Below are 24,224 nucleotides of genomic sequence, written 5' to 3' on the forward strand. Positions count from 1 at the left end.
TTCTCCGCATGCGGCCCGCCGTTGTCCCGTTGTGGTTGTGGCTATGGCTCAGTCTTTCAGCCAGCGGTCGAGCCAGTTGAAGAATGTGCGCTGCCACAGTATTCCGTTCTGGGGCTTGAGCACCCAGTGGTTTTCGTCGGGGAATATGAGCAGCTCTGCCGGTATGCCCCGCATGCGGGCAGCGTTGAACGCTCCCATGCCTTGGTTGTAGTTGATGCGGTAGTCTTTCTCGCCGTGGATGCAGAGGATGGGCGTGTCCCACTTGTCTACAAACTTATGGGGCGAGTTGTCGTATGTCTTCTTGGCCTCAGCCGAGAGCGGCTTGTTCCAGTAAGCGTCTTCATACTCCCAGTTGCTGAACCAAGCCTCCTCGGTGTCGGTGTACATCGACTCAAGGTTGAATGCCCCGTCGTGGGATATGAAGCACTTGAAGCGCTTGTTGTGGTGGCCGGCGAGATAGTAGACGCTGAAGCCTCCGAAGCTGGCACCGACGGCGCCGAGGCGGTCTTTGTCGACGAAGGGCAGGTTTTGGGCTGCGTCGTCGATGGCCGAGAGGTAGTCGTTCATGCACTGTCCGGTCCAGTCGCCGCTCACTTGCTCGTTCCATTCAGAGCCGAAGCCGGGCAGTCCGCGGCGGTTTGGAGCAACCACCACATAGCCGTTGGCGGCCATTATCTGCATGTTCCAACGGTAGCTCCAGAACTGGCTCACCGGGCTTTGGGGCCCGCCTTCGCAGAAGAGCAGTGTGGGGTATTTCTTGTTTGGGTCGAAATTGGCTGGCAGCACAATCCAGCAGAGCATGTTCTTGCCGTCGGTCGTCTTTACCCAGCGCTGCTGCACCTTGCCTGTGGCTATCTGGTCGAGTATGTGCTTGTTTTCAAATGTCACCTGCTCCACCTTGGTTTTCTTCGGCTCCTTGCCGGGGTTGACGATGAAAATGTCCGACGGCTCCGACATGCTCTGGCGTATTGCAAGCAGCTTCTTGCCGTCGTTGGCGGGCGACAGTGCCACGTAGTCGGCCCAGTCGTTGGTCACCTGGCGCACCTCGCCCTTGAGATTGGTCTGGTAAACGTTGACGCAGCCGTGCCACACTCCGGTGAACGACAGTGTCTGCGAGTCGGAGTGCCAGCAGAAGGCGTCGACGTTTGAGTCGAAACTCTCGGTAACGTATGTCTTCTCTCCTGTGGCCCTGTTGTATACGCAGAGGCGGTTGCGGTCGGCCTCATACCCGTCGCGCGCCATGCTCTGCCATGCAATGTACTTGCCGTCGGGCGAGAACTGCGGGTTGGTGTCATATCCCGGGTTGTTCTTCAGGTTCTCCTCGCTGTTTACGGACTGGCCTTTCATGGAGCGGGTCGGGTCGACGGCCACCGGCTTGTAGCCGGCCGGCTTGCACAGGTTGATGGTTGTCTTTGTCTCGGTGTCGTATAGATATATGTCTGAGTCGGTAGAGATGGCATACGCGAGCCCCGTTTTCTTGCGGCAGGTATATGCAATCAGCCTTGAGTCGGGACTCCAGTTCAGTTGCTCGATGCCTCCGAACGGTGCCATGGGGCATTCGTATGGCTCGCCTTTCATTATGTCTTCGCCCTCGGTTATGCCGTTGCCTGTCACATCGGCCACAAACGGGTGCTGTATGCTTTCTACGTAGTGGTCCCAGTGGCGGTACATCAGGTCGGTGGCAAGGCGGCCTGTGGCCAGTGGCAGGTCGTCGGGGTTCTTTTTAATTATGTCGTTGTATGGTATCGATTTTATCAGTATCACCTTCTTGCCGTCGGGCGAAAACTTGAACCCTTCGATGCTTCCTCCCGACTCAGACAGTTGCTTGCGCCCTGAGCCGTCGGCGTTCATGGCCCATATCTCGCCTTCGCTGATGTATGCGATGCGCTGCCCCTGTTCTATCCATGCGGGGTCGGTCTCGCTCGTGGCGGCCGTTGTCAGCTGCCTGTTGTTCTTCCCGTTGGCGTCGATGAGGCACAGCACCTGGTGACCTTTGTTCTCCTTGACGCTGTAATACCCCACCTGGTAGGCTATCTGCTTGCCGTCGGGCGAAGCCGTTGCCGTGGCTATCCGGCCCATGGCCCACAGTGCCTCCGGCGTCATCAGCTTGTTTTCTACGGTTATGTCGCTCTTGCCGATGTTGGTTGTCGGCGCCGTTTGTGCGTTGCCGGCTAAGGTTAGCAAAGCCGCCGCAGTCATTGCTGTCAATCTGTTCATTGTTATTGGAGTTTTGGTTATACCGCAAGGGCGCCCGCCAAGGGACGCCCTTGCATTTAGGTTATTATAATGTATGCCTTTATTTCTTGCGGGCCTGTTCGCGCATCCGCTTCATTTCTTCGGCCTGTCGCTGCATTTCCTCGAGTCGTGCGGCCAGCCCGCTGGTTTTCTTGGGGTTGTTCTGGTTTTCCTTGTAGCGCGCCTCGAGTATGGCAAGCAGCTTCTCGTCGTCGGTGGTCTTGCGCAATATCCACATTATGGCGGCGCTGAAGAACAGCGAGATGAAGTAATAGAAGTTGAGCCCGGCAGAGTAATCGTTGAATATGAAGAAGAACATCACCGGCATGAGGTACATCATCCACTGCATCATCTTCATCTGTTCGGCCTGCTGGCCCACCATCTGGTCGCGCTGCTGGCGCATGCTCATGATGGAGTAGAGCACGTTTGCCACGCAGAAGAGTATGCAGGTGAGGCTCAGGTGGTCGCCGATGAGCCAGATGTTCTTGTTCCACTCAATGATGGGGTCGTAGGTAGAGAGGTCGCTAATCCACAGGAAGCTCTCGCCGCGGAGCTGTATGGCGTTGGGCACGAAGTTGAACATGGCAATCCAGATAGGCATCTGTATGAGCATGGGCAGGCATCCGCTCAGCGGGCTCACGCCATACTTTGAGTACATTGCCATCATTGCCTGCTGCTTCATCATCTGGTCTTCGGGCTTGTCGTACTGCTTGGTGGCCTCTTCGAGCTTCGGTCTGAGCACGCGCATCTTGGCAGAGCTCATGTAGCTTTTCTTCACCATGGGGTATGTTATGACCTTCAGCAGCAGCGTGATGAGTATGAGCACAATGCCCATGTTGAGCCCAAGGCCTGTGAGCCAGTCGAAGACGTAGAGCGTAAACCACCGGTTGATGATGCGGAAGAGCGGCCATCCGAGGTAGACCAGCCTCTGCAGGTCGAGGTCTTTGCCTGATGTGCTCTCTTTCTCCACGCCTTGCAGCAGCCTGAAGTCGTTGGGCCCGATAAACATCTCGAGCTCGGTGGGCTTGGCCCCTGTGGGGTCGAAGAACGTCTTGAGCTTGGCGTTGTACTGCTTGAGGTATCCCGTGCCTTTCTCCTGCGGTATGCTTGTGAGCAGCGAGTTGGCCGCGAAGTCGTCTTTCGAGATGAGCACGGCGCTGAAGAACTGGTTCTTGAAGGCCACCCAGTCGAGCTTTTCCTCAATCTTCTCGTCTTCCTTGGCCGATGTTTCGCTTAGGTAGTCGGTGCCTCCGTCCTTTTCCTTGTATGTAAGGGTGGCATACCTGTTCTCAAATGTGAAGCCTTTTTCCTGCTGTCGGCATTTGTCGCTCCACTCGATGTCCATCTCCTTGTAGTTTGGTGCGAACAGTCCGCTGAGCCCCTTGGCCTGCACCGACATGCGCAGCATGTAGTCCTTGCCCAGCTTGTAGTCCAGTATGATGGCACCGCCGTTGCCGGCGTCGGCCGTCATGGTGACTGTAGAGTCGGTCACGTTTGACGGAGTGAAATACAGGTCTTGCGTGATTATGTTTGTCGTCTTGCCGGCGAGCATGAAGTTCAGGCTTTGTTCGTTGCCGTCGAACAGCGTCACGTCTTTGTCGCCGTTGCGGTCTTTGAATCCCAGTATGCGCGCTTTTTTCACCACTCCGCCCTTGGTGTCGAGAGTCAGCTCCACGCTGCTGTTCTTCAGCACCACCTGTTGGCTTTTGCCGTTCAGTGCAGAGTAGAACAGAGCGGTGGTGTCGTTCTTCGCCCTTTCGGCAGCTTTGGCTTTCCGGTTGGCTTCCGCCATCTTTTGTTCCTTCTCAGCCTGCTGCTTGATGGCGTTGGCTATGGAGTCTTGTTGGCGTTGCATGGCTATCTGCTCTTCCGACGGCTGCACGTACCATCCGTAGCCGAAGATGAGCAGGGCCATGAGAATCAGGCCAATAGTCGTGTTCTTGTTCATTTCGTTTGCTGTGTTTGTCTTTTGTTGGCTGTGGCGGTTTTATTTCTTGTTGTCTATCGCTGTCCTTACAAAGTCGAGGAAAAGCGGGTGCGGCTTGAGCACTGTGCTTTGGTATTCCGGGTGGAACTGTGTGCCTATGTACCACTTCAGGCCCGGTATCTCTACTATTTCAATGAGCCCGCTCTCGGGGTTTCGCCCCGTGCACATCATGCCGTGCCTCTCGTATTCGGCCTGGTAGGTGCTGTTGAACTCGTAGCGGTGGCGGTGGCGCTCCTGTATGTGCTCCTGCTTGTATATGTCGAGCACTCTCGACCCTTGCTTGAGCACACACTCGTAGGCCCCGAGCCTCATGGTGCCTCCGAGGTTTGTTATGTCCTTTTGTTCCTCCATGATGTCTATCACGTTGTGTTCGGTCTTCTCGTCCATCTCTCGGCTGTTGGCGTCGGCATAGCCGAGCACGTTGCGTGCAAACTCGATGACCATCATCTGCATGCCCAGGCAGATGCCGAATGTGGGTATGTTGTGCGTGCGGGTGTAGTGGGCAGCCACTATCTTGCCCTCTATGCCGCGCTGGCCGAATCCCGGGCAGATGACGATGCCGTCTTGTCCGGCCAGCTTTTCGGCCACGTTGTCTTCGGTGATTTTCTCGGAGTTGATGAACGTGAGCACCGTCTTGTGGTCGTTGTAGGTGCCGGCCTGCGACAGGCTCTCGCGTATGCTCTTGTAGGCGTCCTGCAAGTCGTACTTGCCCACGAGCCCGATGTGCACCTCTTCGGTGGCGTTCTTGCGGCGCTCAAGGAAGTTTCGCCACGGGCCGAGCGTCGGTTTCTCGCCTATTTCCATGCCGAGCTTGCGCAGTATGGCCGAGTCGAGCCCTTGGTTGAGCATGTTCACCGGCACCTCGTATATCGAAGGCAGGTCTTCGCTCTGCACCACGCAGTCGAAATCAACGTTGCAGAAGGCGGCAACTTTCTTCAGAATGGCGTCGCCCAGGTGCTTTTCCGTGCGCAGCACGAGCACGTCGGGCTGTATGCCCACGCTCTGCAGCTCTTTCACAGAGTGTTGTGTGGGCTTGGTCTTCAGCTCTCCGGCTGCCTTGAGGTAGGGAACGTAGGTGAGGTGGACGCACACGGCGTTCTTGCCCATCTCCCATTTCATCTGCCTGATGGCCTCGAGGAAGGGCATGCTCTCTATGTCGCCAATGGTTCCGCCAATCTCGGTGATGACAAAGTCGTAGTGTTGCTTCTCGCCGAGTAGCTTCACGTTGCGCTTTATCTCGTTGGTGATGTGGGGCACCACCTGTATTGTCTTGCCAAGATAGTCGCCGCGGCGCTCTTTGTCTATCACCGACTTGTATATCCTTCCTGTCGTGAGCGAGTTGGCTTTTGTGGTCTTTATGCCTGTGAAACGCTCGTAGTGGCCCAGGTCGAGGTCTGTCTCCATGCCGTCCACCGTAACATAGCACTCGCCGTGCTCATAGGGATTGAGCGTGCCCGGGTCGATGTTGATGTATGGGTCGAACTTCTGGATTGTGATGTTGTAGCCTCTTGCTTGAAGCAACTTGCCGATTGATGACGATATGATGCCCTTGCCGAGCGACGAAACCACACCGCCAGTGACGAAGATGTATTTTGTTTCTGCCACGATGATATGTATTTTATGATTTAACTTCTGTCTCGTTGAGTGTTGTATATAATAAACAACGTGCAAAATTACTAAAAAAAACGGATACGGCAAAGAATAGTCTGATAATTAACGGCTATGGCGTTGCTGATTGTGCTTTTTTGCATTGTGGCTTTCCGTTTCTCGTTTTTAATGCCTATCTTTGCATAAGATAAGCTGCACTCGGGCAATAGTGAGCAAGCTCCCTTGCCCCTCGCTTGCATAATCCTTGGATAAGGTAAGGGCATGGGGGTGCATGCAAGCCAAGGCTGTAGGGCATCCTGCTGTGGCATGGTTGCTTTGGTTGCCAGTGGCCGTGAACGTACGGTTGCCGGCTGCGGTGCATCCGTGGGCCGGACGGCATATTCACTATGGGGGCGTAAGGCAGGTTGTGTTCTGGAATGTCCGCGAGTAATATTTGTTTACAAGGTTGGATGGCTTTCCGTGGCGGTGGCGTGGCTGTGCAAGATGGCCTGCGCTGTTGTGCGGAATGGTCCGTTTGGCATTGGGAAACAGGCCGTTTTGCCGACTCGTCCTGCAGGTTTTGCAAGTGACTGTATGCCAGGGTGATACGCTTGTCGGGCGAGGTTTGAATTTGTTTTACAGTGCCGGCGGGCGTAAACGTGGCCTTTTGGCCCGTCCGATGGCGGCGAGCAATTAAAGAAAGATAATGTCGATGAAGATAAGATACGCAGTGTTGATTGTGGCCCTTTTGCTTGGGGTGGAACATATTTCGGCCCAACGGGGCCACAACCGCCACAAGTTGGCCGACACGGTCAATGTGGTCAAGGCCTACATGGACTCGTTGCGCCTGTGCAGGCAGAGGTTCGACTCGGCGGCGGCGCGTGCCGGGGACGGTGCCGACCACTCTGACGACGGGCGTTTCTACCGCCTCTTCGTGCCGCTGACGTTTTACCACTCGGCTGCCGACAAGGCCCTCGGGGCCGACTCATGCGGCAGTGCCGACGACCCGATGGCCGATGCCGTCGACGACGCTTTGCTCAGGGTGTACCTTGGGCGGCCCGACCTGGTGCGCAACACTGAGACCGCGCTCAGGCAGGCCGGTACGCTCAGGAATGACATCCTGGGCGAACCGATGAAGCAAAACCTCGACCTGGTGGAGCGGGTTGAGACCGTGCCCGATGTCGATGCGCTCGCCCCGGCGGTTGTAATGGTCAAGAAGCCCAATTTCTGGACGTTCGGCGGCGACAGCTATGTGCAGCTGCTGCAGAACTATGTGTCGGATAACTGGTACAAGGGGGGCGAGAGCAACTATTCGATGGTGGGCAACCTGACGCTCACGGCCAACTACAATAACAAGAGCCGGGTGAAGTTTGAGAACAAGCTCGAGATGAAGCTGGGGTTTCAGACCTCGCGCGACGACACGCTGCATAAGTTCAAGACAAACAACGACCTGTTGCGATACACCGGCAAGCTGGGCCTGCAGGCAAAGAACAATTGGTATTACACCATACAGCTGCTGGCATACACGCAGTTTACAAAAGGCCTGAAGAGCAACGACAAGAAGGTTTACTCTGATTTCATGTCGCCTTTCAACCTCAATGTCGGCCTTGGTATGGACTACGCTGTCTCTACAAAGAACAAGCGCCTAACGGGCAGCGTCAACCTCTCTGCGCTGGCTTTCAACTTCCTGTTCGTAGGTCGCAAGAACCTCGGGGGCGACTATGGGGTGGTGGGCGACCACCATACCAAGGAGGACTTCGGTTCGCAGGTCACCGTCGACCTTACCTGGACCATCACCGACCAGATAAAGTGGAAGTCGAGGTTCTATGCCTACACCACTTACGAGCGTTTGCAGATGGAGTGGGAAAATACCATTACGCTGAACATAAGCAAGTACATCAGCACCAACATTTTCCTTTACCCGCGCTTCGACGACGGCGGCAACTATGACGAAAACCTTGGCTACTGGCAGTTTAAGGAATATTGCTCGCTGGGATTCTCTTATGATTTCTGACGGTTTCCCGATGCATTCGGCCATGCCAAGGGGCGCTCGTGCCAAGGCTTTTGCTGCCGCTTGATGCCGGCATGGCTGCCACTTGGCTTTATCTGGTCTTTGCAATGTGGTTGTGGCAGCGGTGGCTTGCCTGTGCCGCGGCTTGGGTGGTGAAACGATTATGCGCCTGCTTGCTGTTGCCATAGGCAGAGCATGCAGGCGCATAACTTGTGGTATGGTTGTCGTCTGGTTGCCGGTTTGTTATTTGGCGGCTTCCATGTCGCCTTCTATGTATAGCCTGGTCATCTCGACGGCACCGTTGGTTCTGATGGTTATCGACTTCTTGAAGTGGCCGGGAAACTTGCCCGTTCCGTTGTAGGTCACCTTAATCTTGCCCTTCTGGCCTGGCTGCACAGGGGCTTTCGTGTACTCCGGCACTGCGCAACCGCAGCTTGCCACGGCTTGGTTTATTATCAGCGGGGCCTCGCCTACGTTGGTATATGTAAATTCACATGTCACTTTCGGCGACGACTCAGAGAACTTGCCGAAGTTGTGGGTTGTCTTGTCGAACTTTATTTCAGCTTGTTTCTTGCCGTTTTCAGACTGCGCAATGGCCGCCGTGAGGCAGCAAACCATCAGGATTGACAATAGGATAATTTTCTTCATACTGTTGTTCTTTTGTTTAACGAGGGCAAAATTACCCCTTTTTCGCTATTGTTGTATGGCTTACATGCTTTATTTTTTATAAATTAACACTGCCGCCCCTATGTGGCGAGTTTATGCGGTGCCGCCGGCGGGTGTTGGCGGGCAGTGCCGCAAGTGGCGTGTTTCAGTCGTCGCCGAGCAGTTTGTAGTACTCGGTGGCGCCGAGCAGGAAGCAGCCAACGCCGAAGTCTTCGAAGTCGGGCACCTTGTCGTATGTCACCGGCTGCCCTGCCGAGGGGTCTTTGCCGGTGCCCTGCACGTAGCCCAGGAAGCCGTCGCGGTGCAGTGCCTCGGTGGCGATGGCCTTCCAAGCCTTGTCGGCCACGGGGCGGAACTGGCTCTCCTTCAGGTAGCCCTTGCGCAGCCCCCAGCTGATGCCGTAGAGGAAGAGGGCCGTGCCGCTGGTTTCCTTGCCGCCGTATGTTGCCGGCGAGACAAGGCTCACGTTCCAGAAACCGTCTTCCCGCTGGCATTTCGCCAACGCGTCACACATGGCCGTGAAGTCTTTCTTCAGCTCCTTGTAAACCTTTCCGCGCGGTTTCATCTGGTCCATTGTCCTTACCAGGGCCGCCAGCACCCATCCGTTGCCGCGCGACCAGTAGCACTGCTTGCCGTCTTTCTCCTTGTATGGCGGCACATAGTCGGCGTCGCGCCACCACAAGCCGTCGGCTTCGTTGAACAGTCCGCCGCCACATTCGTTGCGGCTCCAGCGGTACATGTCCATCGCGTGGTCTATGTAGGCCTTGTCGCCCGTAATCTTATACATCTGCGCATACACCGGCATGGCCATCTGTATGGCGTCTATCCATGTCCAGTAGCCCAGCTTCGTCTCAGCCATCTGCCCCCTGATGTTTTCCTTAGTTGGGCGCATCATGGCCGAGTCGCCCGTCATCACGAAGCGGTCGAGATAGGTTTGCGAGCAGCATTGGTTGTCGGCGTCGCGTGTAGACGTGCCGTCGCGCGGTGTCCATTTGTGGAAGGCGGCCCACCGGTCGGTATAGTCGATGTACTCGTTCTTCGGGTCTATGCCGTAGAGGGCCATCAGTCCTTCATAGTAAACGGCCCTTGTCCACAGGCTGCTCGGGCGTATCTTCTTTACGTTGGTAGGTTCGGTGGGGTCGGCAAACTTTGCCATGAAGTAGTCGTTGGCATTGCGTGCTGCGTCGAGCACCTCTGCCTGGGTGGCCGTTTGTGCCACGGCGGGCAAGGCTATCGCCACTGCCGCCACGAAAGTCAGGATTTTATTCATATATGCTTCCGGTTGAATATTGATGTCGCAAAGTTAAGAAAAATAAGTTGAAAGGCTGTCTTTTTTGGCCGTTTTGCTGGCCGGAAGCCATAAAAATGGGGCAAATGGTGCCTCCGGCCGTACCTTGTGGCCTACAGGCAGCCACAAATGCCGCCATCCGCCCGTGCCCCACCGCCCGGCCAGGCTTGGCTTGCGGCGTGGCGTGGCCGCATGCGGGGCGGTGTGCGTGCGCCCTTGGCAAGTCATCATTTATCGTCGGTTTTTACATGAAAAGTTTGCTCGTTCACTGATTTTTGCCTACTTTTGCATTCCAGTAAGAACATATCACCATAAATAATATGTATAGAACTAAGACATGTGGAGAACTTCGCGCGTCTGACAACGGCAGTGTCGTAACGCTTGCCGGATGGGTTCAGCGCAGCAGAAAGATGGGCGGCATGACGTTTGTAGACCTTCGTGACCGCTATGGCATCACCCAGCTCGTGTTCAACGAGGCCGTAGACAAGGAGCTTTGCGAGCGTGCCAACAAGCTCGGGCGTGAGTATTGCGTGCAGGTCACGGGCAAGGTGTGCGAGCGTGAGAGCAAAAACGCCAATATGCCCACGGGCGACATTGAGGTCATTGCATCAGAGTTGAACGTGCTCAGCGAGAGCCTCACGCCGCCGTTCACCATCGAAGACAACACTGACGGAGGCGACGACATTCGCATGAAATACCGTTATCTCGACCTGCGCAGGGCTGCCGTGCGCCGCAACCTTGAGCTCCGCCACAGGATGACGATACTCATTCGCAACTTCCTCGACTCAAAGCAATTCATCGAGGTGGAGACTCCGATACTCATAGGCTCTACCCCCGAGGGCGCGCGCGATTTCGTAGTGCCCTCACGCATGAACCCCGGGCAGTTCTACGCCCTGCCGCAGAGCCCGCAGACGCTTAAGCAGTTGCTCATGGTGAGCGGCTTCGACCGTTACTTCCAGATAGCCAAGTGCTTCCGCGACGAGGACTTGCGGGCCGACCGCCAGCCCGAGTTCACCCAGATAGACTGCGAGATGAGCTTCGTCGACCAGGACGACGTGATAGACTTGTTTGAGGAAATGGCTCGCCATCTGTTCCGTGAGATACGCGGCGTTGAGCTGCCGAAGCTGCAGCAAATGACGTGGCACGAGGCCATGCGCCGCTTCGGCAGCGACAAGCCCGACCTGCGTTTCGGCATGGAATTTGTCGAATTGATGGACGTTTTGAAGACTGGGGCGTTCCCGGTGTTCGACTCTGCCGAGTACATCGGTGGAATTTGCGTGCCCGGATGCGCCTCGTACACGCGCAAGCAACTCGACCAGCTCACCGACTTCGTCAAGCGTCCGCAGATAGGGGCGAAGGGCCTTGTATACGTCAAGTACAATGCCGACGGCTCGGTGAAGTCGAGCATCGACAAGTTCTACGGCCCGGAGGTGTTCCAAAAGCTCAAGGAGAAGATGGGGGCAAGCGACGGCGACCTCGTGCTGATACTCAGTGGCGACAAGCCAAACAAGGCCCGTACGCAGCTTTGCGCCCTGCGCCTTGAGATGGGCGACCGCCTCGGCCTGCGCGACAAAGACCGTTTCGAGTGCCTCTGGATAGTGGATTTCCCGCTGTTCGAGTGGAGCGACGAGGAGCAGCGGCTCATGTCTACCCACCATCCGTTCACCATGCCCAACCCCGACGACATACCTTTGCTCGACGAGCATCCTGAGCGGGTGCGTGCCAAGGCCTACGATTTCGTTTGCAACGGCATCGAGGTGGGAGGCGGAAGCCTGCGTATACACGACGGCAAGCTGCAGGAGAAGATGTTCGGCATACTCGGCTTCACCCCCGAGAAGGCCATGGCACAGTTTGGTTTCCTCATCAACGCGTTCAAGTATGGCGCACCGCCTCACGCAGGACTGGCTTTCGGGCTCGACAGGTTTGTGAGCATCATGGCCGGGCTCGACTCAATACGCGACTGCATAGCATTCCCGAAGAACAACAGCGGGCGCGACGTAATGCTCGATGCACCCGGCGTTCTTGATGTAAAGCAGCTTGAAGAATTGCACTTAAAGGTTGATTTAGGTCAAGAATAATGCCGGCGTGGTGAAACTGGGCAGTTTTATAGCAGATTGGAGTAGGTAAAATTTTGCCATGAACGAAAAAAAAATTACTTTTGCAATCACAGTAAGGGATTATTAATTAATTCTATATAATTGCATTAATTCAAAGAGAACTATGGCAGAAAAGAAAACAACAACAAAGAAGACGGCCGCAGAGCCAAAGAAGACGACAGCTAAGAAGACTGCTGCCAAGAAGGTTGCAGTAGCCCTGACGGCTGAGAATGTAGGTTTCAAGGCAGGCGACGTTTACAATGCTCTCAATGAAGCTGGGGTCGCTCTTTCAGTAGAGGAGATTGCCCAGGCTGCTAAAATTACTGTTGAGGAAACCCTTTTGGGCATAGGCTGGCTCTTCAAGGAAGGCAAGATTGTTTCCGTTGAAGACAAGGTTGCATTGGCTTAATTATTGTAATACGTCATTAATCATAGGGAAAGGGTCGGTATGGCTTGAGCTTACCGGCCCTTTCTTGTATCAGACAACAGCGGCCGGCCGCATGCGGAACAAGGCCGGCAAGGCAGCGGCAGCATAATGGTTGAAACGGTTTACGACAGCCAGATTGTAGGCATTCTGGCGAAGATGGGCGACAAGGGCATGAGTGTGCAGATGCTTGCAAAGCATTTGTACAACATGAATTGCAGTCTTTTTGAAGATTGCGACATCGACGCCATGCGCCGCTACGTGCAGCAGTTCGTGCTGCGCAACTCGAGGTCGCCTTTGTCTTTGCTTGAGCGCATGGAGCGCCGTGGCTTCTACCGCCTCAATCCGCGCCGCGCCTTTGTGCCCCGCCAGTTGGTCTTCGAGTTCAACGGCGGGCAGGCTGCTGCCGAAGAGCCCGTAGAAGAAGACGTGGGGCAGCAGCAGGCCTTGCGCCTTCCCGACCTTTTCTCCTGACGGACAGCAGACGTTTCTGATGCCGCCGGTGCCTTAGGCAGGACGTGGCAGAGCGGCCGTGCAGTCAATAACCGGTAGGCAGGGGCTTCGCCAAGGCTGTGTGTCATAACCCACTGTTGTTCAGTGCAATGCGGCATGATCCGTATTGCCTTGCCATACGGGCTGTTTTGCAGTCTCGAACAGGCCGTTCGGCATTGCCATACGGCCCGGATTGCAGAGCGGGCCACCAATTGCAGCGGGACACGGCGCCGCATCAGGCTGTCCGGCCCTGTAGATTCACCGTAGCTGTCCGGCCGTAAAGCCCCCAAGCCATGCGTTTGTTCGGCCATGCCGCACGGTCTTCGCCTTTTGCCGACTTGCTTGGGGCGTCGGCGGAATGGAGAGGCAGGCGATGTGTCTGCGGGCAGATTGGGGCATCGGGCAATCGTGGCAAGATGCAGGCAAATGTGTCACGCGCTGCGGCTGAAGGTTTTGTCCGGCATTGTTTTTATTAAAAATCCGGGGGATTTTGTCCGAGTGAACGTATTATTATATGAATGGACAAAATTTAAATGACTAATATGGCAAACAGATATTTATTGGGGTTTGATGTCGGCAGCAGTTCTGTCAAGGCGTCACTCGTAGACGCCGACAGCGGCAAATGCGTTGCGTCGGCATTCTATCCCGGTCATGAGGCACCCATCCTGGCGGTTAAGTCGGGCTGGGCAGAGCAAGAGCCACAGTCGTGGTGGGAATACGCCAAGCTCAGCTTGGCAAAGGTGATGGCAGAGTCGGGCGCCGCAGCCGGCGACATAAAGGCCATTGGCATCTCTTACCAGATGCATGGTCTCGTATGCGTTGACAAAGACCTGCAGCCCCTGCGCCCCTCCATAATATGGTGCGATTCGCGTGCCGTGCCCTATGGCGAGCGCGCATTTGCCGAGATAGGGCATGAGAAGTGCCTGTCCCACCTGCTCAACTCTCCTGGCAACTTCACGGCTGCCAAGCTGACGTGGGTCAAGGACAATGAAGCCGACACCGTTTACAAGCATATATATAAGGTGATGCTGCCTGGCGACTATATAGCCATGAAGCTCAGCGGCGAAGTTAATACCACCATGAGCGGACTGAGCGAGGGCATGTTTTGGGATTTCAAGGAGAACGGAGTGGCAACGTTCCTCATGGACTACTACGGCTTCGACCCCTCGCTGCTGGCCGAAGTGGTGCCCACATTCAGCATACAGAGCCGCGTTTCGGCCGAGGCAGCTGCCGAGACAGGCCTGAAGGAGGGCACGCCCATAACCTACCGCGCAGGCGACCAGCCCAACAACGCGCTGAGCCTCAATGTGTTCAACCCCGGCGAGATAGCCTCGACGGCAGGCACGTCGGGCGTGGTCTACGGGGTGCTCGGCGAGGTCAATTACGACAAGAAGAGCCGCGTGAACACCTTTGCCCACGTAAACCATGGCGAAAACGGGCAGACCAGGCTCGGAGTGTTGCTGTGCATCAACGGCACGGGCATACTTAATGCGTGGGTGAGGCGCAATGTGGCGCCCGAAGGCATGGGATATGCCGAGATGAACGACCTGGCAGCCACTGCCCCCATAGGCAGCGACGGTGTGTGCATCATTCCCTTCGGCAACGGTGCCGAGCGCGTGCTCGAGAACCGCGAGGTGGGTTGCACCGTCAGCGGCATTAATTTCAACAAGCACAACAGGGCCCACCTGGTGCGCGCCGCCCAGGAGGGCATCGTGTTCAGCTTCTGCTATGGCATGGAGGTGATGCGCTCCATGGGCATGGACATACGCAAGATACATGCCGGCCAGGCCAACATGTTCCTAAGCCCGCTGTTCCGAGAGACCCTCGCAGGGGTGAGCGGGGCTGTCATAGAGCTCTACGATACCGACGGAAGTGTTGGAGCCGCCCGTGGGGCAGGCATCGGGGCAGGCATCTACAAAGACCACGACGAGGCCTTTGCCACGCTGGCCAAGCTGCAGGTGGTTGAGCCCGACAGTGCCCGGCGCGACGAGTACATGCAGGCTTATGGGCGATGGAAAGAGGCCCTGGGCAGGCTGATGTGATTTAGATAATGTTTTTTTTAATTGATATAAAAACTGTTTTAAACTGAAAATATTATGGCAAAAGAGTATTTTCCGCAGATAGGAAAGATTCCTTTCGAAGGACCTGAGAGCAAAAACGTGATGGCTTTCCACTACTATGACCCCGAGAAGGTGGTCATGGGAAAGAAGATGAAAGACTGGCTGAAGTTTGCCATGGCATGGTGGCATACCCTCGGCGGCGCATCAGCCGACCAGTTTGGCGGACAGACCCGCTCGTATGAGTGGGACAAGGCCGACGATGCCGTGCAGCGTGCCAAGGACAAGATGGACGCCGGATTTGAGATAATGCAGAAGCTGGGCATCGAATACTTCTGCTTCCACGACGTAGACCTCGTTGACGAGGGGGCCACTGTCGAGGAGTATGAGGCCCGGATGAATGCCATCACCGACTATGCCCTCGAGAAGATGAATGCCACCGGAATCAAGCTACTCTGGGGAACGGCCAATGTGTTTGGCCACAAGCGCTATATGAACGGTGCTGCCACCAACCCCGACTTTGACGTTGTGGCCCGTGCAGCAGTGCAGATAAAGAACGCCATCGACGCAACGATAAAGCTGGGCGGCACCAACTATGTGTTCTGGGGAGGCCGTGAGGGCTACATGAGCCTGCTCAACACAGAGATGCAGCGCGAGAAAAACCACTTGGCAACCATGCTGACTGCCGCACGCGACTATGCCCGCAGCAAGGGATTCACCGGCACTTTCCTCATCGAGCCGAAGCCCATGGAGCCAACAAAGCATCAGTATGACGTTGACACCGAGACGGTTATCGGGTTCTTGCGCGCCCACGGGCTTGACAAGGACTTCAAGGTGAACATCGAGGTTAACCACGCTACGCTGGCTGGCCACACCTTTGAGCACGAACTGGCTGTGGCCGTAGACAACGGCATGCTGGGGTCGATAGACGCCAACAGGGGCGACTACCAGAACGGATGGGACACCGACCAGTTCCCGATTGACAACTTTGACCTCACGCAGGCCATGATGCAGATTATACGCAACGGTGGACTTGGCAACGGTGGCTCTAACTTCGACGCCAAGCTGCGCCGCAACTCTACTGACCCCGAGGACATCTTCATTGCCCACATCAGCGGCATGGATGCCATGGCTCGCGCTCTCGAGAACGCTGCAGCCATATTGGAGCAGAGCGAACTGCCGGCCATGGTCAAGGAGCGCTATGCAAGTTTCGACAGCGGCATGGGCAAGGACTTCGAAGAAGGGAAGCTCACGCTGGAGCAGGTTTACGAGTATGGCAAGAAGGTTGGTGAGCCCAAGCAGACCAGCGGCAAGCAGGAGAAGTATGAGACTATAGTTGCCCTATATGCAAAGTAAATGCTGACAGGCATCGAAGCCAACGATAAAGGCAGGCGCCCAGGCCGCGTAATGGCGGTGGGGTGCCTGCCTTTTGTTGTTGTGGCGGCCGTGGCTTGTGGCCGGTGGCGTGCTTATGTCGCGACATGATGACAGGTGAGGCCCAGCCATGCTTATGGCTCTACTGCCACTGTTGCGTCGGTTGTCAAGCCAGGCTCGCCTTGTACCACTCGAAGAGCAGCCTCACTCCCTCGTCTATCTCCACCTTGTGGGTCCACCCGAGCGAGTGCAGCTTTTCAACGTCGATGAGCTTCCGTGGTGTGCCGTCGGGCTTCGAGGCGTCAAACACTATCGTGCCCTCAAACCCAACAGCCCCGGCCACGAGGTCGGAAAGCTCCCTGATGGTCAGTTCCTTGCCCGTTCCCACGTTGATGTGGCAGTTGCGTATCTCGCCCAGCGAGGGAATGGCTCCGCCCCTCCCGGTGCTGCTGTTGCGGTCGACGGCCCCGTCGGTCGATGCGCCATAGAACACCGACGAGTATCTTTCGATGCCTATGATGTCCTTGAAGTCGACGTTGAGCAGCACGTGTACGCTCGCGTCGGCCATGTCTTCGCTCCACAGGAACTCGCGCAGCGGCTTTCCCGTGCCCCACAGCGTCACCTTGTTGTCTTCTATCCCGTATTTTGCCAGTGTTGCGCGAATCTCGCTTTCGGTGTTGCCTCCGCCAACGCCCTCTACGGGTCGTGCGTCCATGTCGCGCCTTATGCTCTGCCAGTCGCCGTCGTGAATTAGTTTCGCAAGGTATATCTTGCGCATCATGGCCGGCATCACGTGGCTGTTTTCAAGGTGGAAATTGTCGTTCGGGCCGTAGAGGTTGGTCGGCATCACGGCAATGTAGTTGGTTCCGTATTGCAGGTTGTAGCTTTCGCACATCTTCAGCCCGGCAATCTTTGCTATGGCATATTCCTCGTTGGTGTATTCAAGGGGCGATGTTAGCAGGGCGTCTTCGCGCATCGGCTGCGGCGCGTCCTTGGGATAGATGCACGTAGAGCCGAGGAATAGCAGTTTCTTCACCCCGTGTGCATAAGCCTCGCTTATCACGTTGCACTGTATTTTCATGTTCTGCATGATGAAGTCGGCCCTGTACAGCGAGTTGGCCATGATGCCCCCAACGAACGCCGCGGCCAGCACCACGGCGTCGGGACGCTCGTCGTCGAAGAATTTCTTTACGGCAACTTGGTCCGTAAGGTCGAGTTCCTTGTGAGAGCGGCCCACCAGGTTGCGGTAGCCGCGCTGCTCGAGGTTGTTCCATATTGCCGACCCCACGAGTCCGTGGTGGCCTGCCACGTATATCTTTGATTCTTTGCTCAGTGTCATTGTCTGTTTGGTTAATCTGTATTGTGTTTTGTTTTCTTATGCCTTGTCCCGCATATGATTTTTTTGTTCTGTCGTTGCCGTCGTGCTTCCGGGTGGCTGTTCCCCAACCGCCTGGGGGCCAACGCTTTGCCGTGGGTACCGTTTTGCGGCTTGCCATGGCCCGTTTTGCAGTCTGAAACGCCCCGTTCCGCCATGCAATACGGTATGCCTTGCATTTTTGCCCCAAGGCTATGGTGCAGGCCGTGTGGTCGTTGTGGTTTTCCCGGCTGTATCCGTGCCGCCGTTGTGAGGCAGGTCGGGTGGGGGCGGCTTGTGCTAAACAAAGCCGCAGACCGTTTGCTGCGGCCTGCGGCTTGATGGTTCATTCGGCCACTTGGGCTTTCAGGAACAGCTTCTTGACGAATGTCATGTCGTGTTTAACCATTATCCTTACCAATTCTTCGAAACTGGTCTTGCGTGGGTTCCAGCCCAGTTTTTCCTTGGCCTTGGCCGGGTTGCCGAGCAGTTGTTCCACCTCTGCCGGCCTGAAGTATTTCGGGTCTACTTCAACGAGCACCCTGCCAGTGGCCTTGTCGGTGCCTTTCTCGTCGACGCCCTCGCCGCTCCATTCCAGTTCGATGCCCACTTCCCTGAATGCGAGAGTGGCAAACTCACGCACGGTGTGGTATTCGCCAGTGGCTATGACGAAGTCGTCGGGTGTGGGTTGCTGCAGTATCAGCCACATGCATTCAACGTAATCCTTGGCATACCCCCAGTCGCGCAGCGCGTTGAGGTTGCCCAGGTACAGCTTGTCTTGGTATCCCTGGGCTATGCGTGCTGCCGCGAGCGTTATCTTGCGGGTGACGAAGTTTTCGCCGCGCCGCTCGCTTTCGTGGTTGAACAGGATGCCGTTGCAGCAGTACATGCCGTACGACTCACGGTAGTTTTTCATTATCCAGTATCCGTAGAGCTTGGCCACCGAGTATGGCGAGCGTGGATAGAACGGCGTGGTTTCGCTCTGCGGCACCTCCTGCACCATTCCGAAGAGCTCGGATGTAGATGCCTGGTAGATGCGGCACGACTTCTCCAGCCCGCATATCCGCACGGCTTCGAGCAGCCGTAGCGTGCCCACGGCATCCACCTCGGCCGTGTATTCAGGCACGTCGAACGACACTTTCACGTGGCTTTGTGCCGCGAGGTTGTATATTTCCGTAGGTTTGGTCTCGGCGATGATTCTTATCAGCGACGACGAGTCGGTCATGTCGGCCCAGTGCAGGTTGATGAGCCTCGACTTCTTCATGTCGCGCACCCACTCGTCGAGGTAGAGGTGTTCTATGCGTCCGGTGTTGAACGACGACGAGCGGCGCAGCAGTCCGTGCACCTCGTATCCTTTTTCAATCAGCAGTTCAGCCAGGTACGACCCGTCTTGCCCGGTTATTCCGGTTATGAGAGCTATTTTCTTTTCCATTGTCAACTCATGTTTTGGGAGAGTGTTTACTGTTTGTCGCTGCCGGAGAATTGCTTGATGCGCTGCTCTTCCGACAGTTTGCAAATCAGCAGCGTGCCATCTTTCTCGGCAATGATGTAGCCGTCGAGCCCCTGCACAACAACCTTGCGCTCTTGTGTGGTGTGTATCATGCAGTTGTGAGTCTCAAACAGGTTGATGTCGTTGCCTATGCAGCTGTTGCCGTACAGGTCTTTCTTGGTGTGCTCCAGCAGCGAGCCCCATGTCCCGAGGTCGCTCCAACCGAAGTCGGCGGGGCAAACGAATATCTCTTCGGCCTTCTCCATGATGGCGTAGTCGACCGATATGTTGTCGCATTCCGGGAAGCACCGGTCTATGGCTTCTTGCTCGGCAGGCGTCCCGTAGACGCTCATTAGCGACTCAAACGTCTTTGCCATCGATGGCTGGTAGATTCGGAAGGCGTTTGTTATGGTGCTGATGTTCCAGAGGAATATGCCGGCATTCCAGAAGTAATTCTTCTTTTGGATGTATTGTTGTGCCTTTTCGAGGTCGGGTTTTTCGCGGAACGAGTCGACGCGGAATATCTCCTTGTTTCTCAGCGAGCTCGATGTCAGGTCGGCCTGTATGTAGCCATAGCCCGTCTCGGGGCGCGTGGGCTTTATTCCGAGCGTCACTATCGAGTCGGTCTCGGCCGTAAACTCCAGGCATTTCCTTATCACCCGAGTGAACTCGGCGGTGTTGGTCACGATGTGGTCGCTGGGCGACACCACGATGTTTGCCTTCGGGTCTCTTGCCTTAATCTTCCAGCTGACGTAGGCTATGCACGGTGCCGTGTTGCGGCGGCAGGGCTCGCACAACACGTTGCCGGCAGGCAGGTCGGGCAGTTGCTCCCTGACGATGGACGCATACTTCTTGTTTGTCACCACCCATACGTTTTCCGGGCGGCATACAGGGGCAAACCTTTCCATCGTAAGCTGCAGCAATGACTTTCCTACTCCGAGCACGTCGATAAACTGCTTGGGGTATTCAGCGGTGCTCATCGGCCAGAAGCGGCTTCCTACTCCGCCGGCCATGATTACTAAGTGGTTGTTTCTTTCAGCCATAGGTCATAACGTTTGTTGGTTGTTGTATGTTGTGGGGCCGTGCCTGGCGGCTCTGCCTGTTGCTCATTTCGTGCCATGCAGCCGTTGATGCCTGCGCCTCATGGCCCTGGCCGCAATGTAGACAGCTGCCAGCGCCGCCGCTCCTATGAGCGCAATCTTTATGTCGTAGGCGTATTCCTCAATCTTCATGTTCAGCTGGTCGGCCGGCACCACTGCGTGCAGATACCATCCCAGCGTCGCCAGTATGCCGTGCCAGCATCCTGCCCCGATGGTGGTGTAGAGCAGGAATTTCCAGTATGGCATTTTTGCCAGGCCTGCAGGTATTGATATCAGGTGGCGTATGCCCGGCAGCAGGCGCCCTGTCAGTGTGGCCACCACGCCGTGGTTGTAGAAGAACTGCTCGCTTTTCTCCACCTTTTTCTGGTTGAGCAGGCACAGCCTTCCTATGCGGCTGTTGGCGAAGCGGTAGACGAGCGGCCGTCCGAGGTAGTAGGCTGCTGTGTAATTGATTGTGGCCCCGACGTCGGCGCCAAGCGTTGCGAATGCCACGACGAGCAACACGTCCATGTTCCCGGCTGCAGAGTAATAGGCGGCTGGGGTGACAACAAACTCAGACGGCACCGGTATCACGGTGCTCTCGAGCATCATAAGGATGAATATGGTGCCGTAGTTGAGGTTGTCCAGCAGGGAAGACAGTAGGTTCACAGCTTTATTTCTTTAAGAATTTGTTTATGTCGTTGTAGAATTCCGTGATGCTTAATCCCTTTGGTATTATCGTCGACATCACCGCCGACGCTTCCTTCGGCGTGTACTTTATCGACTGCCTGAGGTAGTAGATGAACTCTTCGCTCTTGTTGAGCCGCCAGCAGCACAGCGCCATGTAGGGGTAGCCTTCGGTCCGGTCTTCCAGTGACGCGAAGTAGACCTTGAACAAGTTGTAGGCCATCTCGGTGTTCTTGTTGTCGAGCAGCGACACTATGACGCGCAGTATGATGTCGGGCGAGTTCTTCGACTTTATGATGGCGTTGCGGAACATGGCCTCGGCTTCCTCGTTGTGACCGCCCTCGAGCAGCACGTGGCCGTGGATGACGAGTCTCTCGGCGCTCTCCTTGCTGTTGCCTTCGTCAACGCTTATCTTGGCCACACACTCAAGCGCCTGTTCCGTCTTGCCCATGTAGCTGTAAGCCAGGGCCATGGTCTCGTATACCTGCGAGCCTATTCCGCTGCACATGTCGATGCTTTGGCTGGCGGCCTTGTTCAGGTGTTCGAGCGCTTCGGCGTATCTTGCCATGTGCAGCAGGGTGGTGCCTATCTGCAGCTCGCCTGTGCCGTCTTTCGGAGCCATCTGCGTGTAGCGGGTGTAGAACTCGAGCGCGGCTTCGTTGTTGCCCAGCTGGAACAGGCTGTTGGCCTTGACCTGCAGCCCGGCGAGGCTCTTTGGCTTCAGCGCCAGGGCGTATTCGCAGCTGGTAATGGCGTCGTTGTATTCTTGGATCATATACTGCGCCTTGGCCATCTCGAGCCAGTATCTGTCCGACCTCGGGTCGTAGTCTATCAGCTTGTCGTAGACCTTGATGCATTCTTCGAAGCTTCCCATGCCCATGAGCGCCTTTCCCTTGAGCTCGAGCATGTCGGGGCTGTCGGGCTCGGTGGTCTTGCCCAACCATTGGTTCGCCTTGTCGTACACCCCGTATTCTATGTACATGTTGGCGATGTCGTAGATATAGTCTTCGTGTTCATCGCCGGTATGGGCCGGCTCCTGCTCTTTCAGGTAGTCGTCGGCCTCGTCGATGTCGTCTTTCACAATCATTATTTCGGCCAGCAGGTACTTGTATTCGGTGTCGTCCTTGTCGACAATGGCATCTGCAAGTTGCCTGGCGGCCTCCACGTCTTCGTGGGCCAGCGCCTCCCTGGCCTTGTACACAAGCGGAAGTGTGGCCCCGGGGTCGAGCTCCAGGGCCGTTTCCACTGCTTGGTCGGCTTTATTCTTCTGTCCGGTCAATGTGTAGTAGTCGGCTATGTCAACAAGGTCGTCGGTGTCAAGGAACACCGGTGCCCCCGAGCTTACCGAATCTTCGTATGCCGCCAGAAGGTCTTTGAATTCATCGCTGTCGAAATACTCGTTGTCTGTCTGCATTATTTGTTTATCTTAGCCCATGTGTCTTTGAGCCCGACGGTGCGGTTGAACACCAGCTTGTCGGGCGTGCTGTCCAGGTCGGGCGTGAAGTAGCCTATTCTCTGGAACTGCAGGAAGTCGCCCGGTTGCTTTGTTGCTGCGTATTCCTCGACGTAGCATTGCGTGAGCACCTTGAGCGAGTCGGGGTTGAGCAGCTCGTGGAAGTCGCGCTCGTCGGCCGATGTGTTCTCCACGCTGAAGAGCCTTTCGTAGAGCCTTACCTCTGCGGGGCGGCAGTGCTTGGTGCTCAGCCAGTGCAGCGTGCCCTTCACCTTGCGGTTGGCCCCTTCCATGCCCGTCTTGCTGTCGGGGTCGTACTCGGCGTAAATCTCGACCACGTTGCCTTCGTTGTCTTTCTTGCAGCCGGTACATTTTATAATGTATGCGTTTTTAAGCCTCACCTCTTTGCCCGGCGTCATGCGGAAGAACTTCTTCGGGGCGTCTTCCATGAAGTCGTCGCGCTCTATCCACAGTTCGCGGCTGAAGGTGATGTTGTGCGTTCCGTCGGCCTCGTTCTCGGGGTTGTTCACGGCCTCGAGCTCCTCGGTGCGGTCTTCGGGATAGTTGGTGATGACCAGCTTCACGGGGTTGAGCACAGCCGACACGCGGCAGGCCCGCTTGTTGAGGTCGTTGCGCACGGCTGCCTCGAGCAGGGCGTAGTCGTTGAGCGCGTCAAACTTGGTGTAGCCAATGGAGTCGATGAAGTCGCGTATGCTCTGGGCCGAGTATCCGCGGCGCCTCATTGCGCACACCGTGGGCATGCGGGGGTCGTCCCATCCGCTGACCAGGTGCTCGTCTACCAGTGTGTGCAGCTTGCGCTTGCTCATCACGGTGTATGTCAGGTTGAGCCTGTTGAACTCGATCTGCCTCGGCCTGTAGTCGGTGTCGCGGCCCTGCTCTCGCTCGTATTCCTTCAGCAGGTCGACAAACTTGTCGTACAGCGGGCGGTGGGGCACGAACTCAAGCGTGCAGATGGAGTGGGTGACACCTTCGAAGTAGTCGCTCTGGCCGTGGGCGAAGTCATACATGGGGTATGCGTGCCACTTGGTGCCGGTGCGGTGGTGGGGCGTCTGTATGATGCGGTATATCACCGGGTCGCGGAAGTGCATGTTGGGGTTTGCCATGTCGAGCTTTGCCCTGAGCACCATCGAGCCTTCCACGGCCTCGGCCGTGTTCATCTTGTTGAACAGCTCGAGGTTTTCCTCAACGGGCCTGTCCCTGTACGGGCTGGGCGTGCCCGGTGTGGTGGGCGTGCCCTTCTGTGCCGCTATTTGCTCTGAAGACTGCTCGTCGATGTAAGCCAAGCCTTTCTTTATCAGCCATACGGCAAAGTCCCACAGCTGCTGGAAGTAGTCTGACGCATAGTATACGTTGCCCCACTGGAAGCCGAGCCACTTGATGTCGTTGAGAATCGAGTCGACATACTCGGTGTCTTCTTTCGACGGGTTGGTGTCGTCGAAACGCAGGTTGCACACCCCTCCGTGCCTTGCGGCCACTCCGAAGTCCATGCAGATGGCCTTGGCGTGGCCTATGTGCAGGTATCCGTTGGGCTCGGGCGGGAAGCGTGTCTGTATGCGGCCTCCGTTTTTGCCTTCGGCCAGGTCAGCTTCGACCATCTGTTCAACGAAACTCAAACTTTTCTTTTCTCCGTTGTCTGTAACGCTCTTGTCTGCCATATTGCTTGTAAAGTAATCTTTTGTTGTCCTAAATTCTAAATGTGAATGCAAAGATACTAAATAAATTCATATTCTGCACGGGCTTGTGCTTTTTTTTGCCGGCACAGTCCAATTAATTGATAATCCACGGTTTCGGGCCCCGTGCGGGCTCTGCCGGCGGCCCCAAGGCGGCTTTCAGCGCCGCCGTAGTTGTCGCGCGTGTATCACCTTGGTTCACAGTGTGTTGCGATACGGGCCGGATTGCAATGCGATATGTGCCGTTTGGGCTC

Annotated in this window: 17 protein-coding genes; 6 read left to right on the forward strand and 11 right to left on the reverse strand. The window is 56.1% G+C overall.

The genetic code is table 11. The features are described from left to right. Nucleotides 1–48: 48 nt before the first annotated feature. From M3089_RS00495 to M3089_RS00505, 3 genes are all read right to left on the reverse strand, one after another. A complete protein-coding gene (locus M3089_RS00495; RefSeq protein ID WP_249081187.1) occupies nucleotides 49–2,217 on the reverse strand; it encodes a S9 family peptidase in 2,169 nt (722 codons plus the stop codon). Between the two features lie 79 nt (nucleotides 2,218–2,296). Further along, nucleotides 2,297–4,183, reverse strand: coding sequence for a membrane protein insertase YidC (gene yidC, locus M3089_RS00500; protein ID WP_249081188.1), 1,887 nt, complete (start codon nucleotides 4,181–4,183; stop codon nucleotides 2,297–2,299). Between the two features lie 39 nt (nucleotides 4,184–4,222). Then, on the reverse strand, nucleotides 4,223–5,827 hold the full coding sequence (locus M3089_RS00505) for a CTP synthase (RefSeq protein WP_205108837.1): 1,605 nt from the start codon (nucleotides 5,825–5,827) through the stop codon (nucleotides 4,223–4,225). 694 nt (nucleotides 5,828–6,521) lie between these two features. Between M3089_RS00505 and M3089_RS00510 the strand changes: the two genes are divergently transcribed. Further along, nucleotides 6,522–7,823: a DUF3078 domain-containing protein gene (locus tag M3089_RS00510; RefSeq protein WP_249081189.1), complete on the forward strand. Its 1,302-nt coding sequence runs from the start codon at nucleotides 6,522–6,524 to the stop codon at nucleotides 7,821–7,823. Between the two features lie 240 nt (nucleotides 7,824–8,063). On the opposite strand, the gene M3089_RS00515 is transcribed toward M3089_RS00510, so the two are convergent. Both M3089_RS00515 and M3089_RS00520 read right to left on the reverse strand, forming a co-directional pair. Continuing rightward, nucleotides 8,064–8,468, reverse strand: a complete 405-nt coding sequence (locus M3089_RS00515) for a DUF1573 domain-containing protein (RefSeq protein ID WP_205108841.1) — start codon at nucleotides 8,466–8,468, stop codon at nucleotides 8,064–8,066. Between the two features lie 163 nt (nucleotides 8,469–8,631). Beyond that, entirely contained in the window at nucleotides 8,632–9,756 is a 1,125-nt protein-coding gene (locus M3089_RS00520; RefSeq protein ID WP_249081191.1) for a glycoside hydrolase family 88/105 protein, read from the reverse strand. 338 nt (nucleotides 9,757–10,094) lie between these two features. Here M3089_RS00520 and aspS point away from each other — a divergent pair, with 338 nt between their 5' ends. The 5 genes from aspS to xylA all read left to right on the forward strand — a co-directional run bounded on the left by aspS (nucleotide 10,095) and on the right by xylA (nucleotide 16,199). Further along, nucleotides 10,095–11,852 (forward strand): aspartate--tRNA ligase, encoded by a 1,758-nt coding sequence (gene aspS / locus M3089_RS00525; protein WP_249081194.1) that lies wholly within the window; start codon nucleotides 10,095–10,097, stop codon nucleotides 11,850–11,852. Between the two features lie 142 nt (nucleotides 11,853–11,994). Then, nucleotides 11,995–12,279 carry a winged helix-turn-helix domain-containing protein gene (locus tag M3089_RS00530; RefSeq protein WP_205108847.1) on the forward strand — a complete coding sequence of 95 codons (285 nt, stop codon included), beginning with the start codon at nucleotides 11,995–11,997 and terminating at the stop codon, nucleotides 12,277–12,279. 126 nt (nucleotides 12,280–12,405) lie between these two features. Further along, nucleotides 12,406–12,768 (forward strand): hypothetical protein, encoded by a 363-nt coding sequence (locus M3089_RS00535; RefSeq protein ID WP_249081195.1) that lies wholly within the window; start codon nucleotides 12,406–12,408, stop codon nucleotides 12,766–12,768. 560 nt (nucleotides 12,769–13,328) lie between these two features. Further along, complete coding sequence (locus tag M3089_RS00540) at nucleotides 13,329–14,828, forward strand: xylulokinase (RefSeq protein WP_249081196.1); 1,500 nt, start codon at nucleotides 13,329–13,331, stop codon at nucleotides 14,826–14,828. 51 nt (nucleotides 14,829–14,879) lie between these two features. Then, nucleotides 14,880–16,199 (forward strand): xylose isomerase, encoded by a 1,320-nt coding sequence (gene xylA / locus M3089_RS00545; protein ID WP_249081349.1) that lies wholly within the window; start codon nucleotides 14,880–14,882, stop codon nucleotides 16,197–16,199. 184 nt (nucleotides 16,200–16,383) lie between these two features. Here the strand turns inward: xylA and M3089_RS00550 are convergent, their stop codons facing one another. From M3089_RS00550 to M3089_RS00575, 6 genes are all read right to left on the reverse strand, one after another. Next, complete coding sequence (locus M3089_RS00550) at nucleotides 16,384–17,556, reverse strand: GDP-L-fucose synthase family protein (RefSeq protein ID WP_317236380.1); 1,173 nt, start codon at nucleotides 17,554–17,556, stop codon at nucleotides 16,384–16,386. A 361-nt stretch (nucleotides 17,557–17,917) separates the two neighbouring features. Next, nucleotides 17,918–19,003, reverse strand: a complete 1,086-nt coding sequence (gene gmd / locus M3089_RS00555) for a GDP-mannose 4,6-dehydratase (RefSeq protein ID WP_205108855.1) — start codon at nucleotides 19,001–19,003, stop codon at nucleotides 17,918–17,920. Nucleotides 19,004–19,029: 26 nt separating this feature from the next. After that, nucleotides 19,030–20,103, reverse strand: coding sequence for a mannose-1-phosphate guanylyltransferase (locus M3089_RS00560; RefSeq protein WP_205108857.1), 1,074 nt, complete (start codon nucleotides 20,101–20,103; stop codon nucleotides 19,030–19,032). A 63-nt stretch (nucleotides 20,104–20,166) separates the two neighbouring features. Continuing rightward, nucleotides 20,167–20,808 (reverse strand): DedA family protein, encoded by a 642-nt coding sequence (locus M3089_RS00565; protein WP_205108859.1) that lies wholly within the window; start codon nucleotides 20,806–20,808, stop codon nucleotides 20,167–20,169. 4 nt (nucleotides 20,809–20,812) lie between these two features. Beyond that, nucleotides 20,813–22,240, reverse strand: coding sequence for a tetratricopeptide repeat protein (locus tag M3089_RS00570; RefSeq protein WP_205108861.1), 1,428 nt, complete (start codon nucleotides 22,238–22,240; stop codon nucleotides 20,813–20,815). Then, on the reverse strand, nucleotides 22,240–23,955 hold the full coding sequence (locus M3089_RS00575) for a glutamine--tRNA ligase/YqeY domain fusion protein (protein ID WP_249081197.1): 1,716 nt from the start codon (nucleotides 23,953–23,955) through the stop codon (nucleotides 22,240–22,242). Before M3089_RS00575 ends, M3089_RS00570 begins: the two co-directional genes overlap by 1 nt. Nucleotides 23,956–24,224: the final 269 nt, after the last annotated feature.

The organism is Marseilla massiliensis, from assembly GCF_023336985.1.
Classification (GTDB): domain Bacteria; phylum Bacteroidota; class Bacteroidia; order Bacteroidales; family Bacteroidaceae; genus Prevotella; species Prevotella intestinigallinarum.

What these genes read in the sequence shown, in the direction of transcription:
- M3089_RS00495 (WP_249081187.1), bottom strand. Translation starts at nt 2,217, where the DNA reads ATGAACAGATTGACAGCAATGACTGCGGCGGCTTTGCTAACCTTAGCC.
- yidC (WP_249081188.1), bottom strand. Translation starts at nt 4,183, where the DNA reads ATGAACAAGAACACGACTATTGGCCTGATTCTCATGGCCCTGCTCATC.
- M3089_RS00510 (WP_249081189.1), top strand. Translation starts at nt 6,522, where the DNA reads ATGAAGATAAGATACGCAGTGTTGATTGTGGCCCTTTTGCTTGGGGTG.
- M3089_RS00515 (WP_205108841.1), bottom strand. Translation starts at nt 8,468, where the DNA reads ATGAAGAAAATTATCCTATTGTCAATCCTGATGGTTTGCTGCCTCACG.
- M3089_RS00520 (WP_249081191.1), bottom strand. Translation starts at nt 9,756, where the DNA reads ATGAATAAAATCCTGACTTTCGTGGCGGCAGTGGCGATAGCCTTGCCC.
- aspS (WP_249081194.1), top strand. Translation starts at nt 10,095, where the DNA reads ATGTATAGAACTAAGACATGTGGAGAACTTCGCGCGTCTGACAACGGC.
- M3089_RS00530 (WP_205108847.1), top strand. Translation starts at nt 11,995, where the DNA reads ATGGCAGAAAAGAAAACAACAACAAAGAAGACGGCCGCAGAGCCAAAG.
- M3089_RS00535 (WP_249081195.1), top strand. Translation starts at nt 12,406, where the DNA reads ATGGTTGAAACGGTTTACGACAGCCAGATTGTAGGCATTCTGGCGAAG.
- M3089_RS00540 (WP_249081196.1), top strand. Translation starts at nt 13,329, where the DNA reads ATGGCAAACAGATATTTATTGGGGTTTGATGTCGGCAGCAGTTCTGTC.
- M3089_RS00550 (WP_317236380.1), bottom strand. Translation starts at nt 17,556, where the DNA reads ATGACACTGAGCAAAGAATCAAAGATATACGTGGCAGGCCACCACGGA.
- gmd (WP_205108855.1), bottom strand. Translation starts at nt 19,003, where the DNA reads ATGGAAAAGAAAATAGCTCTCATAACCGGAATAACCGGGCAAGACGGG.
- M3089_RS00560 (WP_205108857.1), bottom strand. Translation starts at nt 20,103, where the DNA reads ATGGCTGAAAGAAACAACCACTTAGTAATCATGGCCGGCGGAGTAGGA.
- M3089_RS00570 (WP_205108861.1), bottom strand. Translation starts at nt 22,240, where the DNA reads ATGCAGACAGACAACGAGTATTTCGACAGCGATGAATTCAAAGACCTT.
- M3089_RS00575 (WP_249081197.1), bottom strand. Translation starts at nt 23,955, where the DNA reads ATGGCAGACAAGAGCGTTACAGACAACGGAGAAAAGAAAAGTTTGAGT.